Raw genomic sequence first — 15126 nt, forward strand, 5'->3', positions numbered from 1 at the left:
GGGGCGGCCACTATGGGCCGCCCCGGACAGAGTATCAATCCTGCGGCGCGTTGGGGAAGAACAACTGCTGATCGTTGATCTTGTAGCCGGCGATGGCGGCCTGGCCTTCTTCGGACACCAGCCAGTCGGCAAAGGCCTGCGCCGGTTCGGCCTTGACCGAGGGACATTTGGCCGGGTTGATCGGGATCACGCCGTACTGGTTGAACAGGTCCTCGTCGCCCTCAACCGCGATCGTATAGTCCTGCTTGTTGCCAAAGCTGATCCAGGTGGCGCGGTCGGTCAGCACATAGGCGCCCATGCCGATGCCGGTGTTCAGGGTCGCGCCCATGCCCGATCCGGTCGAGCGGTACCAGTCGCCCGAGGCGGTGGCCGGGTCGACGCCGGCGGACGTCCACAGCTCCAGCTCCTTCTTGTGGGTGCCGGAATCGTCTCCGCGCGAGGCAAACAGCGCGCCACCCGCGGCGATCTGCGCCATGGCTGCCTGCACATCGGTCATGCCCGCCACGCCGGCCGGGTCACCGGCCGGGCCGACGATGATGAAATCGTTGTACATCAGGTCGGTGCGTTCGGTGCCGTAGCCTTCGGTGACGAACTTCTCCTCGGCGGGTTTCGCATGCACCAGCAGAACGTCGCCGTCGCAGTTCATCGCGTTGTTGATCGCCTGCCCGGTGCCCACGGCGACCACGTTGACGGTGATCCCGGTCTTGTCCTTGAAGATCGGCAGCAGGTAGTCGTACAGCCCCGAGTTGGCCGTCGAGGTGGTGGACTGCACGAGGATCGACACATCCTCGGCCCATGAAGGGCCGGTCAGCGACAGGGCGAGGACGACAGAACCGGCGAGTTTCTTGATCATGTGGTTTCTCCTTGAAGTGAATCGGTCAGGCATAGGCCTGTCGGGTGGCGCTGAACCGCAGGCTCTGGACGGCGGCATTCACCCCCAGCGCGATCACCAGCAGCACAAGGCCGAGGGCCAGTGCGAGAGCCAGTTCGCCCTTTGAGGTTTCCAGCGCGATGGCGGTGGTCATCACCCGCGTCAGGTGGTCGATGTTGCCACCGACGATGATGACGGCCCCCACCTCGGCCACCGCGCGGCCAAAGCCGGCCAGCGCCACGGTCAGCAGCGAATAGCGCGCGTCCCAGATCAGCGCCTGCACGGTCTGGCGGCGCGTCAGGCAGAGCGAGCGGAACTGTTCGGCGTATTCCGTGTGCAGGTCCTCCAGCACCTGCCGCGACAGTGCGGCGACGATGGGGGTGATCAGGATGGTCTGGGCGATGATCATCGCGGTCGGGGTATAGAGCAGCCCCAGGAACCCCAGCGGGCCGGAGCGTGACAGGTGCAGGTAGACCAGCAGACCAACGACGACCGGCGGCAGCCCCATCAGCGCGTTCATGAACACCAGCACCGCGCCCCGCCCCCGGAACCGGCCGATCGCCACCAGCGCCCCCACCGGCAGGCCCAGCAGCAGCGCCAGCAGCGTCGCCGTGATGCTGACCCGCAGCGACAGCAGGACAATTTCCACGAGGTCGGCATCGCCGGAAAACACCAGCGCCATGGCGAGCGAGAAGGCGTCTCCCAGACTGTGCAAAATCTCCCTCCCGCCGAAACCTGTGCAGCGCACTCTAGGCGGGGATTGGAGCGGGTTTCAAGTCATGCCGGAAAAACTTGACCCTAGACCAAAGTCTGAGGCGGACGCGTCAGGCTAGTGACTGCATAATTTTCGGAGACACACACAATAAATCGGGCCGCGCCCGGCAAACGGACGCGGCCCGCTTTTCCACTCGGCGGCAGATCAGTCCGCGCCGACCATCACGTCCGAGGCCTTGATGATCGCATGGGCCGTCTTGCCCACCGCCAGGCCAAGGTCGTCGACCGAGGCATTGGTGATCATGGCCGTCACGATGACCGCGCCGCCCAGGTCGATCTGGACGGTGGAATTCACCGCGCCCCGCTCGATCCCCATCACGGTTCCGGTCAGCTTGTTGCGTGCACTCAGTTTCATGGTCCTGCTCCTGTTCTTGTTTCAAGCGCCCTTGTCCCTCATAAGGTGGCCGGGGTCCAGTGTCGTCGCTCAGGCGCGCTCCTTTTCGTCCAGCCAGGCGCGGATGATCTGCCGGTGGCGCGCGCCGTCGTAGCTGGGAAAATGCCCGCCATGCACCACCCGCACCGGAAGGTCATGCAGCCGCACCATGGAACGGTGATAGTCGGCGGCGTCGGAATGATAGATGTCCTCGATCAGCGGGCCGTCATAGACGATGTCGCCGGAAAACAGGATGCCGGTCGCCGCCTCCCACAGGGCGATGCCGCCGGGGGAATGGCCGGGGGTGTGGATCACCTCGAAGTGCCGGTCGCCCAGGTCGACCATGTCGCCGTCCTCCAGCAGACGTGTGGCCGGCGCGGATTTCACCTCGTAGGACGCCGAGGCATAGGGCAAGGGCGGCAGGGTGTCGAAGATCCCGTCCGTGACGCAGGGATCGGCCAGCGTGGCGGCGCGGGTCGGATCGGCGAGGATCTCCGCCTCCAGCCGGTGCACGCAGCGGTCGTCGAATTCGTGGTGACAGCCGATGTGGTCGAAATGCGTGTGGCTGGCCACCGCCGTCAACGCGCGTTCGGTGACCAGCGGCACCCATTTGCGCAAGGAGACCACCCCCATGCCGCTGTCCACCAGCATGTCGCGGTCGCGCCCGCGCACGTGCCAGACGTTGCAGCGGTAGAATTCCTGGATGAACGGCTCGTCGATCAGGGTCACGTCGTCGCCTTTGCGGCGGACACGATACCAGTCTTCGGGGCGGGCGCGGGTCGTCATGGTCTGTCTCCGGGAAAAAGGCGCAGGGCATCGGGATCGGTGGCGAGCGTCAGGCGCTCACCGGGTTGCGGCAGGCGGTCGGGCGGCAGGTGCACGGTCAGCAGGGTGCCATCCTCCAGCGCCACATGCGCCCGCACATGAGTGCCGAAAAACGCCGCGTCACGCACCGTGGCGGCACCCAGGGTCACCGGCGCCGGGGTGGTGCGGATCGCCTCGGGGCGCAGGCAGAGCACGGCCGGCCCCTGCGCCAGCGCCGGGCAGGGCAAGGCGCCAAAGGGCGTATTGGCGCGATTCGCCCGCACCTGCACGGGCATGTGGTTCATCTCGCCCATGAAATCGGCGGTGAACAGCGTGGCGGGCTGGCGGTAGACACGGTCCGGCGGGCCGACATCCTCGATCGCCCCGGCGTTCATCACCACGATTCGGTCGGCGATGGCCATGGCCTCTTCCTGGTCATGGGTCACGTGCACGAACGTGGTGCCCACCTTGCGCTGGATCGCCTTCAGCTCGTCCTGCATGGCGCGGCGCAGCTTGAGATCGAGCGCGCCCAAGGGCTCGTCCAGCAGCAGCACGTCCGGCTCTACCGCCAGCGCGCGGGCCAGCGCCACGCGCTGCCGCTGTCCGCCGGAGACCTCGTGCGGGCGCTTGTCCCCTGCCCCGGTCAGCCCGACCAGCGCCAGCTTGGCCTCCGCCGCCTCACTCCGGTCGCGCCGCCCCATGCCCGCCATGCGCAGGCCGAAGGCCACGTTGTCGCGCAAGGACATGTGCGGGAACAGGGCGTAGTCCTGGAACATCGTCGTCGTGGGGCGCTTGGCCGGCGGCACGCGGGTCATGTCCCGGCCGCCGATGGTCACGCTGCCCGCGTCCGGCGCGATGAAGCCGCCCAGCACCGACAGCAGCGTGGTCTTGCCACAGCCGGACGGCCCCAGCAGGGCGATGTATTCCCCGGCGGCGATCTCCAGCGAGATGGCTTTCAGCGCGTGGTACGGGCCGAAATGGTGGTCGATGGCGCGCAGGCTGACAGGGGCGGTCATGGGCGTTTCCGAAAGACAAGGAGTTCGAGCAGGATCACCGCGCTGACCGAAACGAGGAAGACGAGGCTGCCGATGGCGTTCAGACGCGGCGACAGGCCCGAGCGCAACAGCGACCAGATCTCCACCGGCAGGGTCACGTCGAAACGGGTCAGCAAAAAGGCGATGATGAATTCGTCCCAGGACAGCGTGACCGACAGGAAGAAGGCCGCCGCCAGCGCGGGCGCCAGCATCGGCAGGGTGATCAGCGTGATGACCTGACGCTCATTTGCGCCGAGGTCGCGCGCGGCGCGTTCGGCGGACATCTGCTGCCCACCCATCGAGGCGTAGAGGATGGCAAAGGCCAGCGGCAGGTTGATGACCACATGCCCGATCCCGGCGGTCCACAGCGACAAGGGCAGGCCAGCCCGCGTCAGCACGATCAGCAAGCCCAGCCCGACGATCAGGTAGCTGACCGTCAAGGGCGCGATCAGCAGCCCCCGCACCAGCGCCGACCCCGGCAGGACATGGCGCGCGAGGCCGTAGGCCGCGAGGAACCCCAGCGCCACCGCCACCAGCGACGATCCGATGCCCACCAGCGCCGAGTTGCGCAGCGCCTGCATCATGTCGCGGTCGCCCATGATCTCGGCGTACCAGCGCAGCGAGGGGCCGTTGAAGGGCGGCACCGGCAGGCTGCCCTCCTGAAAGGAGAACAGAACCAGCGCCGCCACCGGCAGGTAGATGAAGACAAACGCAACGCCGAGGTAGAGCCAGGCCAGGTGCCTCATAGCCGGTCGATCCTCAGCCAGCGCGCGCAGGCGAGATAGGCCAGCGTCACGATCCCCATCAGCACGATCGCCAGCGCCGAGGCCAGCGGGAAATCCGCGCGTCGCCCCAGCTGCACCATGATCACCTGCGGCACGGTCAGTTCGGTGTTGCCGCCCAGGATCTGCGGCGTGACGTAGTCACCGATGCACAGCACAAAGGTCAGGAAGGCCCCGGTGACGATCCCCGGCAGGGTCAGCGGCAGGATGACATGGCGGAACGTCTGAAAGGCGCTGGCGCCCAGGTCCATCGCGGCGCGGCGGTAGTTGGGCGACAGCTGCACGAGGTTGGCGTAGATCGTCAGCGTCAGCAGCATGACGAAGAAATGCACAAAGCCGGTGATGGTGGCAAAGCGCGTGTTGGCCAGCGTGATCGGCTCCGCGATCAGGCCGAGGCCGATCAGGGACTGGTTCACCACGCCCTCCTTCGCCAGAACCAGCAGCCAGGCGTAGGAGCGCACGACGTAAGACGTCCAGAACGGCAGGATCGCCAGCAGCAGCGCCAGCCGCTGCCAGCGCTTCGGCACGCGAAAGGCGATGATCCAGGCCAGCGGATAGGCCAGCAGCACCGACACCAGGGTGACGGTCAAGGTAATCTCCAGCGAGACGACGACCGCCCGCCAGAGATAGGCCTTTTCCGCCAGTTCGGCGTAGTTGGCCAGCGACAGGCCCCAGATCACCTCGCGCCGCTCCAGCGTGGCAAGGCTCATCGCGCCCATCACCACGAAGGGCACGATGAAAAAGGCTACAGTCCATATCAGGGCCGGGGCGACATAGCCCCAGCCCCGCGCGCGGTCGCTCACTGTTGCAGCACGTCGAGCCAGAGGTCCTGCATGTCGATGTCCAGATCGGCGTCAGGCGCAGGATACAGCTGCGTGCGCGTCAGGTAGTCACCCTGCTGGTCCCAGCGCAGCGCCGCCTTTTGCGCGTCGGTCAGGAAGGCGCCCGCCTCGGCGTTGGCGGGCATCCCCCAGAAGCACGAGGAGGTCGCCAGCCGCGCCTGCCCTTCGGGGCTGACGATGTATTTGACGAATTCCATCGCCAGCTCGGGCTTTTCGGTGCCCGCGACCACGCCGATGGACTGCGCCCAGCGGACCGCGCCTTCGGCCGGGATGGTCCAGGTCAGCTCCGGCTGCTCGGCCGCCAGCACGGCGGTCAGCCATTCGCCACCGCCCACCACGATGTCGACCTCGCCGGTCGCCAGCGCAGTCTGCGCCGCCACCACGCCCGCGACCGAGGCGGCGCGCGACCGCATTTCGGTCAGCACCTCGCCGATGGGCGTCAGGTCGTCGGCGCCGATCTCGGCGGTGGGGATGCCCTTGGCCAGCGCGGCCAGCCCCATCACCGGCAGGTAATAGTCGTAGATCGAGATGCGGCCGGCGTATTTCTCGGACCAGACGGTCGACAGGCTCTGCATGTCGGCCTCGTCCACCTTGGACGCGTTGTAGGAGATGGTGTTGTAGCCGAATTTCTCGGTCACCGCGTAGGTCGTGCCGTCGACCACGTTGTTGTCCGTCATGACGACCTGCGGAAAGAAGGCGTCAATCGGCAGCTCGGCTTCGGTCAGCGGGGCGAGGTAGCCCGCATCGACCGCGCGGAACACGTCGATGCCGTCGATCACCAGCACGTCCCAGTCGCCCGGGCGCGACTGGTCCAGCAGCGCCAGCGCCGCGCCGGTGCCCTCGTATTCGCGCAGGTTGACCTTGACGTTGTGCGCCTGCTCAAAGGGCTCGATCAGCGCGGGGTCGGTGTGGTCGCACCAAACCAGCGCGTTCAACTCCTCCTGCGCCTGCGCGGTCCCCAGCGTCAGGGGCAGCACGGCCAGGCCGGTCAGCAGGTTTGTCGGTTTGGTCATCTCGTCTCTCCCGTTGTCAAAGCGCCGCCTGAAGGCGGTCTGTCCTCGCGGTGGGTGTAGCGGCCTGCCAGTGGCGGGCACTGCACCGCATCGGGCCAACTATCCCCCCGCAGGACCGGATTGACCAGAGCGGACGTGTCTGTGGCCGGACATGTCGGAAACGCGGGCGTCGGACGCCATCGCCCTGCCCGCCCCCGGTCAGCGCAGGATGTAGACCGAACAGGGCGCGCGCCGGGCCACGCGGGCGGCGGTGGAGCCCAGAAAATAGTCCTGGATCCCCGGCTGGTGCGATCCGATGATGATCAGGTCGATGCCGTTTTCCTCGGCATATTGCGCGAGGCGCACGCCGGCCTTTCCGGTGTCGACCACGATCCTGACGTCGGACGCACCGCCCGCCACCTCGATCAGCCTGTCGCGGATGCGGGTCACCAGGTGGTTCTCGGACTTGACGGTCACGAACTCGGCGACGAAACCGGGCACGCTTTCCAGCACGGTCATCAGCGTGATCGTGCCACCCGGCTCCAGCAGGTGCCGCGCCAGGGCCAGCTTGCGCGGCACCATCTTTTCATGGTCCAGCGCGACGGGGATCAGGATGTTGCGATGCACGGGCGGGCTCCTTTGCGACAGGTCAGGGGGTGGGTGTGGTCACGACCAGCGTGAGCCCCGCAAGGACAAACAGCGCCAGGAACACCGTCTCGGCCAGCACGAACAGCGCCGGGGCCAGGCCAAGGTTCAGGATGTCCTTGGGCAGGGTCTTGAGCCCGACCGAGGCGATGGCGATCAGCAGCAGCCAGCGCGACAGGACCGACGCGGTTTCGGTCACGACACCCGGCAGCAGGCCCGCCACCGACAGCCCCGCCAGCACGATGAAGCCCAGCACGAAGACCGGCACCAGCGGCGGCCGTTCCTGCGACGCCCCGGCGGCCCCGGCGGCGGCGCGGATCACCAGCGCGGCAATCAGCACCACCGGCGCCAGCAGCAGCACGCGCAACAGCTTGACCAGCGTGGCGACATTGCCGGTCTCCTCGGACACCGAAAAGCCCGCGCCGACCACCTGCGCCACGTCATGCACCGTGGCCCCGATGAAAATGCCGGTGGTGCGGTCGTCCATGCCCATCAGTTCCGCAAGGATCGGGTAAAGGATCATGGCGAGGGTGGACAGCAGCGTGACGCCCACCACGGTAAAGATCAGCCGCTGTTCGGATTTCTCGTCCTTGGGCAGGATCGCGGCGATGGCCATGGCGGCCGAGGCGCCGCAGATCGCCACCGCCCCGGAGGAGAGAAAGGCAAAGCGGTAGCGAAAGCCGAACAGGCGGCTGGTGGCAAAGCCGAACCCGATGGTCGCGGCGACCCCCAGCACGACCAGCCCGATCACGTCCCAGCCGAGGATGCTCATCATCTCGGCGCTGATCCGCACGCCCAGCAGCGCCACGCCAAAGCGCAGCACCTGGCGCGAGCCAAAGTCGATGCCGGGACGGCTGCGCGCCTCGCTGCCGAGAAAGTTCAGCGACATGCCGAACAGCAGCGCCAGCAGCATGGCCGGCGCGCCGTAATGCTCGGCGATGAACTGGCTGGCCAGCGCGATGATGACCGCCACCAGCAGGCCGGGGGCGACCTGCCGCGCCTTGTCCGTCACGGCGCCGGCCATGCCCTTCGGCCCTTTAAGATCAGCCATTGGCCAGCGCCTCGGCACCGTCGAGGTAGTGGACCGGCACGTCCAGCCCGTTCTGCTGCGCGCGCTCCAGCGCCTTCAGGCGGCGGTCGCCGGGCAGCCGCGCACCCTCGGCGGCAAGGATTTGGCCCACCAGCGCCTCCATCTGCATGGCGAAGCCTGCACCGCTTGCTGGCTTCAGCGCCAGCAGGAACTGCCCCGATCCGGGCGGCGGCCCGTCGGCGGTGAAATAGGACGGCATGTCCGCGCTCAGCGTCGCGCCGGTAAACACGGCGGCCAGGATCTCGACCATCAGCGCCAGCGCGGTGCCCTTGGCCTCGCCGATGGGCACCATGGAGCCTGACAGCGCGGCCTCCGGGTCCGTCGTCGGGCGGCCCTCGGCGTCCAGCGCCCAGCCCTCGGGGATCGGCTTGCCGGATTTCTTGGCGTTCATCACCTTGCCACGCGCCACGCGGCTCAGCGACAGGTCGATGACCAGCGGCGGGGCATCGGCGCGCGGCGCGGCAAAGGCGATGGGGTTGGTGCCGAACACCGGCGTCCGGGCGCCCCAGGGCGCCATGGCGGCGGGGGTGTTGGCGACCATCAGGCCGATCAGCCCGGCGCGCGCGATCCGGTCGACCTGCACCGACAGCGCGCCCGAATGATGCGAGCGGCTGACCGCCATCACCGCGCAGCCGGTCCGCTGCGCCAGCAGCACGCCGTTGCGCACCGCAAGGTCCAGCGCCGGAAAGGCAAAGCCGTTGCCCGCGTCGATCGCCAGCAGCGTTTCGGACACAGCGCGGCACACGGGCCGCGCCTGCGCGTCGATCTTGCCCGTGCGGACCTGGGCGACGTAATCGGCGAGCCGGGAAAACCCGTGCCCGACCTGGCCTTCGGCCTCGGCGGCGGCCAGCGCCCGGGCGACGGAAGCCGCGGTGCCCTGCGGCACGCCGTTGGCCACGAAGGCCCGTGTCAGCAGCTGTGTCGCGTCCGGCAGCGAGATGGTGCGGGTCTGTGTCACTGTGATCGTCCCGGCGGGCCGCACAGGGTGCGCGGCCCGCCCGTCTCCTTACGCGCTGCGATAGAGCTTGGTCATCGAGAATTCCCGATGCCCCAGCGCCTCGGCGGCGGTGTTGCGGCCGTTGGCGGTGCGGCAGATCATCTCGATCAGCGCGTCACCCGCCTCGTCGATGGTCATCTCGCGGCGCAGGATGCCGGAGACATCCACGTCGATGTGTTCGCCCATGGTGCGCACGGTGCGCGGGTTGGCGGTGATCTTGATCACCGGCACGATGGGGTTGCCCACCACGTTGCCCTGCCCGGTCGGGAAGGTGTGGATCACCGCCCCGCCCGCCGCCATCAGCGTGACGCATTCCGCCGCCGCCGAGGAGCTGTCCATGAAATACAGCCCGTTGCCCGCGTTCGGCGCCTCGGCCGGGCCGAGGATGTCGATGTATTGCGAGGTGCGGCCGATCTTTTCCAGGTTGCCCAGGGCCTTTTCCTCGATGGTGGTCAGGCCGCCCAGGATGTTGCCCTTGGTCGGCTGGCTGTCGGACAGGTCGTCGGTCTGGTGGGCAAAGATCACGTCGTCCTGGTAGGCCTTCCACATCTTGTACCAGCGCGCGCCGACCTCTTCGTTGATCGCGCGTTTCTGACAGATGTGCTCGGCGCCGGTGATTTCCGACGTCTCCCCGAAGAAGCCGGTGATGCCCTCTGGCAGCAGCTTGTCGTACATGTTGCCGACCGTCGGGCAGGAGCCGAGGCCTGTGGTGGTGTCGGACTCGCCGCACTTGGTGGACACCCACAGCTCGGAGATCGAACATTCCTCGCGCTGGAGCTCGGTCGCCCAGTGGACATACTCCTTGGCCGCCCAGCTGGCCGCGCGGATGGTCTCGAAGTCGCCGTTCTGCTCGATCGAGAACTCGGCCACCGGCTTGCCGGTGGCGCGGATGCCGTCGGCGATACGCCTGGTCCAGCCCGGTTCGATCCCGATCACCACCACGGCGGCGACGTTGGGGTTGGCCCCGGTGCCGATCATCGTGCGGAAGTGCAGGTCGAGGTCCTCGCCGAACTGCAACCGGCCATAGGCGTGCGGGATCGCCAGCGTGCCCTTGACGTTGTTGGCCACCGCCTCGCAGGCGGCGTTCGAGATGTCGTCGACCGGCAGGATGACGACGTGGTTGCGGACGCCGACGCGGCCGTTTTCACGCCGGAAGGCCTTGACCGTCATGTTGGAATATTTCGATGCCATGATCTGTGTCCCTGTTGGTTCGCTACCGCTGCGCTGCTTGAGCGCGGGTTACCAGCGCTTTGTCTTGACGTTGTGGGTGTGGACGTGGGCCCCCTTGGGGATGTCGGCGATCACCTTGCCGATGTCCTCGCCGTACTTGATCGCGGTGTCGCCGGCCTTGAGGTCCTTGAGCGCGATCTTGTGGCCGATCGGCACGTCCGCCCCGGCTTTCAGGCGAAAGGTCGAATTGTCGTGCGTCACGCAGCACAGCATGTCGGTGCCGGCGGTCAGCCCCTCGACGACGACAACGCCCACGTTGTCCGCATGGTCATGCACGAGAAGATGTGGAATTTCAGACATGGTCTTTCCTCAAGCGTCAGGTTTCAGGATGATCTTGGGCGCGGCGACGCGGCCGGCCCGGATATCGGCAAAGGCGCGGGCGCCTTCGCTCAGGGGTCTGGTCTCGGTCCAGTCGAGCGGGCCGAGACGCCCCTCGAACATGGCGGCGGCGCAGTCGCGGAAATCCTGCGCGGTGTAGGTGTAGGTCCCGATGAAGGTGATCTCCTGCAAGGTCATGCGCCGCACATCCAGCCCGCCGGTGTCTTCTCCCAGGCCAATGTGTACGATCACACCGCCCGGGGTCACAAGGCCGGATGCGACCTGGCGTGTCGCGGCATAGCCCACCGCGTCGATCACCAGCGGCCAGGCGCCCTGCGCCGTCTCGCGCGCGTCGATGCCGCAGCGGTCGGCCAGGTAGGCGCGGCGCGTGGCGTTGGGCTCGGCGATGACGACGTCCTCTGCCCCCATCGCCTTCAGCGCCAGCGCCGCCGCCAGGCCGATGGCCCCGCCGCCGATCACCAGCGCGCGCCGCGCGTCCGCCGGGTGCATCGCCGCCAGCCCCAGCCGCGCGGAATGCCAGCTGACCGACAGCGGTTCGGCCAGCGCGGCCTTGTCCAGCGCAAAGCCCTCCGGCACGGTGACCAGGTTGCGCTCGGGGATCACAACGGCCTGGGCAAAGGCGCCCTCGCGCGGCTGCATCGAGAGGATCTGCCGCGTCGGGCACAGGTTGTCGCGCCCCGTGGTGCAGGCCGGACAGGTGCCGCAGGTGACCAGCGGATTGAGCGTCACGCGGCGGCCGTCCTCCAGCGTGCCCGAAGCCTCGTGGCCGAGGATCAGCGGCGCCGGGCGGCGGTTGTCGTGGCCCAGGTAGGCGTGCATGTCGGACCCGCAGATGCCCGCGCTGTCGACCGTCACCAGCCGTTCGCCCGTGCCGGGGACCGGATCGGGAACCTCGCGGATCTCCATGTGTTCGGGATCGGTGTAGACCAAAGCCTTCATTTCGCGGTGAACCCCCCGTCCAGCATCAGGATCTGCCCCGTCACGTAACGCGACGCGTCCGAGCAGAGAAACAGCAGCGGCCCTTCCAGGTCCTCCGGCGCGCCGTTGCGGCCGATACAGGTCTGCGCCGCGTTGCGCGCCGCCCGCTCCGGATCGGCAAAGACCGCCGCCGTCAGTTCCGTCTCGAAAAAGCCGGGACCGATGGCGTTGGCCATGATCCCCGAGGGCGACCAGGCTTCGGCCATGGCGCGGGTCATCTGCGCCACACCGCCCTTGCTGGCGCCGTAGGCGATGCCGCCGGGAAAGGCGCGGAACGATTGCAGCGACGCAAAGTTGACGATCCGCCCCCAGCCCTTGGCCCGCATCGCCGGGACCAAAGCTTGCGCCAGGAAGAACGGCGCCGACAGGTTGACCGCCAGCGTCGCGTCCCAGCCTTCGGCGGTGACGGCGTCGGCGGGCTCGCGGGTGTTCAGCCCGGCGGCATTCACCAGGATGTCGGGCGGACCAAAGGGGGCTGCGATGCGCGCGCAGAGATCGGCCAGCCCTGCCCGGTCGGCCACGTCGCCCGCCACCGCCGCCCGCGCGCCGCCGTCCTCGGCGCACCAGCCCTCCAGCGCCTCGCGCCGCCGCGCCACGCCGACCACCCGCGCCCCGGCCCGCGCCAGGATCGACGCGGACCAGCGGCCCAGGCCGGAACTGGCCCCGGTCACGCAGGCCACCCGCCCCGCGACCGAAAAGACGCCGGTATCGTGTCCAGTCTCAGGCATCGGCGCTCAGGTCAAAGGTCTCATCGGGGAAATACTTGCGCAGCCGGATGTCGGCGGTGCGCGCGTGGCCCTCCATGCCTTCGAGGCGGGCAATCCGCGCGGTGGCCTCGGCAACCGGCTTGGCCCCTTCGCGGGTGGCGCGCTGCCAGGTGACGATCTTCATGTACTTGTGCACGCTGAGACCGCCGGTGTAGCTGGCCGCGCCCGAGGTCGGCAGCACGTGGTTGGTGCCCGACGCCTTGTCGCCAAAGGCCACGGTGGTTTCCTCACCCAGGAAGAGCGAGCCGTAGCAGCTGAGCCGGTCCAGCCACCAGTCGAGGTCCTGCGCCTGCACGGTCAGGTGCTCGGGCGCGTAGTCGTCCGAGGTGGCGGCCATCTCCTCGCGGTCGGCGCAGACGATCACCTCGGCATAGTCGCGCCAGGCGGCGGCGGCGTTCTCGCGGTTCACGTCCGGCAGGGCGTCGATCATCCTGGGCACCAGCCGCATGACCTCCTCGGCCAGCGCGCGGGTGTCGGTGACCAGCCAGACCGGCGAGTTGTAGCCATGTTCCGCCTGCCCCACCAGGTCGGTGGCGACGATCTCGGCATCCGCGGTGCCATCGGCCAGGATCAGGCTGTCGGTCGGGCCGGCGATCATGTCGATGCCGACACGGCCGAACAGCATGCGCTTGGCCTCGGCGACGAACTGGTTGCCGGGGCCGACCAGGATGTTGGCCTTGGGCAGGCCGAACAGGCCGAATGTCATCGCCGCAACGCCCTGCACGCCCCCCATCGCCAGGATCCTGTCGGCGCCGCAGACGTGGGCGGCGTAGATGATCGCGGGCGCGATGCCGACGTCGGGGCGCGGCGGCGAACAGGCGACGATGTGCTTGCAGCCCGCCACCTTGGCGGTGGTCACGGTCATGATCGCGCTGGCGATGTGGCTGTAGCGCCCGCCGGGCACGTAGCAGCCCGCCGCGTGCACCGGGATCGACTTCTGCCCGGCGACCAGGCCCGGCACGATCTCGGTCTCGAAGTCGCCCACCGTGGCCAGCTGCGCCTCGGCGAACTTGCGGACATTGGCGTGCGAGAACCGGATGTCCTGTTTCAGCTTTTCCGACACCTGGTCCGCCGCCGCCGCGATGGCGGCATCCGACAGCAGGATCTCGCCCTCGTACTTGTCGAACTTGCGGGCATATTCCAGCGCCTTCTCGTCCCGCCCGGCCTCGATGTCATCCAGGATGCCGCGCACGATCTTCTTGGTTTCGGCGGCGTCGCTCTTGTGGGTCAGCGTCGCTTTCTTGAGATACTCTCTCGTCATCGGCTTGGTCCTATTTGTAGATGTCGGGAAGCAGCGTGGTGGAGATCGCCGGCACGTAGGCGATGAAGACCGTGACCACGAGCATGAAGAACACGAAGGGGATGGCCCACCAGGCGATCTTGAGGATCGACTCGCCGGTCAGGCCCGAGACCACGAAGAGGTTCAGCCCCAGCGGCGGCGTGATGAAACCCACGCCCAGGGCAGTGATCATCATGATGCAGAACTGGATCTCGTTCATGCCGATGTTGTCGGCCAGCGGCTTCAGGATCGGCGCGAGGATCACGATGTTGGGCGTCGTCTCCATGACGCAGCCGGCGGCGATCAGGATGCCGATCATCATCAGTATCAGCACCCAGGTTTCATCGCTGACCGAGGTCGCGGCGGCGACAAAGCCCTGCGGCACGCCGAGGATCGCCAGCGCCTGCGCCAGCGGCAGCGAAAAGGCGATGATCGGCAGGATGACCCCATTGACCTTGGCCGAGCTGACCAGCATCGCCGGGAAATCGCTCAGCTTCAGCGTGCCGAGGATAAAGCCCATGATGATCGTCACGACGACGGCGGTGGCGCCCGCCTCGGTCGGGGTCATACGCCCGGAAAAGATGCCGTAGAAGATGATGCCCGGCACGATGAAGGCGTACCAGCCTGACTTCAGCGCCACGCCCAGCCGGCTGGCCCATTCCCCAAAACTGATGTTGCCGCCGCCCTCCCAGCCGTAGAGCCGGTTCATGATGATGTTGGTGGCCAGGATCGACAACAGGATCGCGATGCCGGGGATCAGCGCGGCCAGGAACAGGGTGGAGGCGGAGATGCCGAGGACGAGACCGATGATGATGTAGGCAATCGACGGCGGGATCAGGATGCCGGTACAGGCCCCCGCCGCGACCAGCGCGCAGGCATAGGGGCGCGGGTAGCCGGATTCCACGAGCCGGTCGATCGTCATGCGGCCCACGGCGGCGGCCCCCGCCGCGTCCGAGCCGGAGATCGCCGCGAACATGCCGCAGACCAGCACCGTGGCCGAGCCGAATCCGCCCTTGGCAAACTGGGTCAGCGCCTCGGCCACGTCCAGGAACTTGCGCGACAGGCCGGTGCGCACCAGCACGTCGCCGGTCAGGATGAACAGCGGCACGGCGGTCAGGGCAAAGTGGTCGATGCCGTGAAACAGGCTTTCGCCGACCAGCGACAGCGGCAGCGCGCCCGAGACATACAGCATCATGATCGCCGCCGCGCCGATGGCCGCCCAGACCGGCACCGCCAGCGCCACCAGCACCACGAACAGCAGCACCGGCCCGTAGAAATCCCAGCCCAGTTCGACGGTCTGTTCCTGCAATTGGTTCCAGAGCATGACCG

17 protein-coding genes are annotated in these 15126 nt (G+C 67.8%); all 17 read right to left on the reverse strand.

Going from position 1 to position 15126, the window contains the following annotated elements; translation table 11 throughout:
• Positions 1-34: 34 nt before the first annotated feature.
• The 17 genes from MAA8898_RS03260 to MAA8898_RS03340 all read right to left on the reverse strand — a co-directional run bounded on the left by MAA8898_RS03260 (position 35) and on the right by MAA8898_RS03340 (position 15121).
• Entirely contained in the window at positions 35-853 is an 819-nt protein-coding gene (locus tag MAA8898_RS03260; RefSeq protein WP_094019558.1) for an ABC transporter substrate-binding protein, read from the reverse strand.
• A 25-nt stretch (positions 854-878) separates the two neighbouring features.
• On the reverse strand, positions 879-1586 hold the full coding sequence (locus tag MAA8898_RS03265) for an ABC transporter permease (RefSeq protein WP_176445054.1): 708 nt from the start codon (positions 1584-1586) through the stop codon (positions 879-881).
• A gap of 204 nt (positions 1587-1790) precedes the next feature.
• On the reverse strand, positions 1791-2000 hold the full coding sequence (locus tag MAA8898_RS03270; RefSeq protein WP_094019559.1) for a TOBE domain-containing protein: 210 nt from the start codon (positions 1998-2000) through the stop codon (positions 1791-1793).
• 69 nt (positions 2001-2069) lie between these two features.
• Positions 2070-2804: an MBL fold metallo-hydrolase gene (locus tag MAA8898_RS03275; protein ID WP_094019560.1), complete on the reverse strand. Its 735-nt coding sequence runs from the start codon at positions 2802-2804 to the stop codon at positions 2070-2072.
• Positions 2801-3838, reverse strand: a complete 1038-nt coding sequence (locus MAA8898_RS03280) for an ABC transporter ATP-binding protein (RefSeq protein ID WP_094019561.1) — start codon at positions 3836-3838, stop codon at positions 2801-2803. The genes MAA8898_RS03275 and MAA8898_RS03280 overlap by 4 nt, the downstream gene beginning before the upstream one ends.
• Positions 3835-4602: an ABC transporter permease gene (locus tag MAA8898_RS03285; protein ID WP_094019562.1), complete on the reverse strand. Its 768-nt coding sequence runs from the start codon at positions 4600-4602 to the stop codon at positions 3835-3837. The genes MAA8898_RS03280 and MAA8898_RS03285 overlap by 4 nt, the downstream gene beginning before the upstream one ends.
• Complete coding sequence (locus MAA8898_RS03290) at positions 4599-5441, reverse strand: ABC transporter permease (RefSeq protein WP_094019563.1); 843 nt, start codon at positions 5439-5441, stop codon at positions 4599-4601. The genes MAA8898_RS03285 and MAA8898_RS03290 overlap by 4 nt, the downstream gene beginning before the upstream one ends.
• Complete coding sequence (locus MAA8898_RS03295) at positions 5438-6493, reverse strand: extracellular solute-binding protein (protein ID WP_094019564.1); 1056 nt, start codon at positions 6491-6493, stop codon at positions 5438-5440. Before MAA8898_RS03295 ends, MAA8898_RS03290 begins: the two co-directional genes overlap by 4 nt.
• A 198-nt stretch (positions 6494-6691) precedes the next feature.
• Positions 6692-7099 carry a universal stress protein gene (locus tag MAA8898_RS03300; protein WP_094019565.1) on the reverse strand — a complete coding sequence of 136 codons (408 nt, stop codon included), beginning with the start codon at positions 7097-7099 and terminating at the stop codon, positions 6692-6694.
• Between the two features lie 22 nt (positions 7100-7121).
• On the reverse strand, positions 7122-8168 hold the full coding sequence (locus tag MAA8898_RS03305; protein ID WP_094019566.1) for a YeiH family protein: 1047 nt from the start codon (positions 8166-8168) through the stop codon (positions 7122-7124).
• Positions 8161-9165, reverse strand: a complete 1005-nt coding sequence (locus MAA8898_RS03310; RefSeq protein ID WP_245853226.1) for an Ldh family oxidoreductase — start codon at positions 9163-9165, stop codon at positions 8161-8163. The genes MAA8898_RS03305 and MAA8898_RS03310 overlap by 8 nt, the downstream gene beginning before the upstream one ends.
• Positions 9166-9213: 48 nt before the next feature.
• Positions 9214-10395, reverse strand: coding sequence for a UxaA family hydrolase (locus MAA8898_RS03315; protein ID WP_094019567.1), 1182 nt, complete (start codon positions 10393-10395; stop codon positions 9214-9216).
• Between the two features lie 48 nt (positions 10396-10443).
• On the reverse strand, positions 10444-10734 hold the full coding sequence (locus MAA8898_RS03320) for a UxaA family hydrolase (RefSeq protein ID WP_094019568.1): 291 nt from the start codon (positions 10732-10734) through the stop codon (positions 10444-10446).
• Between the two features lie 9 nt (positions 10735-10743).
• Positions 10744-11712, reverse strand: coding sequence for an alcohol dehydrogenase catalytic domain-containing protein (locus MAA8898_RS03325; RefSeq protein ID WP_094019569.1), 969 nt, complete (start codon positions 11710-11712; stop codon positions 10744-10746).
• Positions 11709-12479, reverse strand: coding sequence for an SDR family NAD(P)-dependent oxidoreductase (locus tag MAA8898_RS03330; protein WP_094019570.1), 771 nt, complete (start codon positions 12477-12479; stop codon positions 11709-11711). Before MAA8898_RS03330 ends, MAA8898_RS03325 begins: the two co-directional genes overlap by 4 nt.
• Positions 12472-13779 (reverse strand): histidinol dehydrogenase, encoded by a 1308-nt coding sequence (gene hisD / locus MAA8898_RS03335; protein ID WP_094019571.1) that lies wholly within the window; start codon positions 13777-13779, stop codon positions 12472-12474. Before hisD ends, MAA8898_RS03330 begins: the two co-directional genes overlap by 8 nt.
• Before the next feature lie 10 nt (positions 13780-13789).
• Positions 13790-15121, reverse strand: coding sequence for a TRAP transporter large permease (locus MAA8898_RS03340; protein WP_094019572.1), 1332 nt, complete (start codon positions 15119-15121; stop codon positions 13790-13792).
• Between the last annotated feature and the right edge of the window lie 5 nt (positions 15122-15126).

The organism is Antarctobacter aquimaris (genome assembly GCF_900184945.1).
Lineage (GTDB): Bacteria > Pseudomonadota > Alphaproteobacteria > Rhodobacterales > Rhodobacteraceae > Maliponia > Maliponia aquimaris.

What these genes read in the sequence shown, in the direction of transcription:
- MAA8898_RS03260 (WP_094019558.1), bottom strand. Translation starts at nt 853, where the DNA reads ATGATCAAGAAACTCGCCGGTTCTGTCGTCCTCGCCCTGTCGCTGACC.
- MAA8898_RS03270 (WP_094019559.1), bottom strand. Translation starts at nt 2,000, where the DNA reads ATGAAACTGAGTGCACGCAACAAGCTGACCGGAACCGTGATGGGGATC.
- MAA8898_RS03275 (WP_094019560.1), bottom strand. Translation starts at nt 2,804, where the DNA reads ATGACGACCCGCGCCCGCCCCGAAGACTGGTATCGTGTCCGCCGCAAA.
- MAA8898_RS03280 (WP_094019561.1), bottom strand. Translation starts at nt 3,838, where the DNA reads ATGACCGCCCCTGTCAGCCTGCGCGCCATCGACCACCATTTCGGCCCG.
- MAA8898_RS03285 (WP_094019562.1), bottom strand. Translation starts at nt 4,602, where the DNA reads ATGAGGCACCTGGCCTGGCTCTACCTCGGCGTTGCGTTTGTCTTCATC.
- MAA8898_RS03295 (WP_094019564.1), bottom strand. Translation starts at nt 6,493, where the DNA reads ATGACCAAACCGACAAACCTGCTGACCGGCCTGGCCGTGCTGCCCCTG.
- MAA8898_RS03305 (WP_094019566.1), bottom strand. Translation starts at nt 8,168, where the DNA reads ATGGCTGATCTTAAAGGGCCGAAGGGCATGGCCGGCGCCGTGACGGAC.
- MAA8898_RS03315 (WP_094019567.1), bottom strand. Translation starts at nt 10,395, where the DNA reads ATGGCATCGAAATATTCCAACATGACGGTCAAGGCCTTCCGGCGTGAA.
- MAA8898_RS03320 (WP_094019568.1), bottom strand. Translation starts at nt 10,734, where the DNA reads ATGTCTGAAATTCCACATCTTCTCGTGCATGACCATGCGGACAACGTG.
- MAA8898_RS03325 (WP_094019569.1), bottom strand. Translation starts at nt 11,712, where the DNA reads ATGAAGGCTTTGGTCTACACCGATCCCGAACACATGGAGATCCGCGAG.
- MAA8898_RS03330 (WP_094019570.1), bottom strand. Translation starts at nt 12,479, where the DNA reads ATGCCTGAGACTGGACACGATACCGGCGTCTTTTCGGTCGCGGGGCGG.
- hisD (WP_094019571.1), bottom strand. Translation starts at nt 13,779, where the DNA reads ATGACGAGAGAGTATCTCAAGAAAGCGACGCTGACCCACAAGAGCGAC.
- MAA8898_RS03340 (WP_094019572.1), bottom strand. Translation starts at nt 15,121, where the DNA reads ATGCTCTGGAACCAATTGCAGGAACAGACCGTCGAACTGGGCTGGGAT.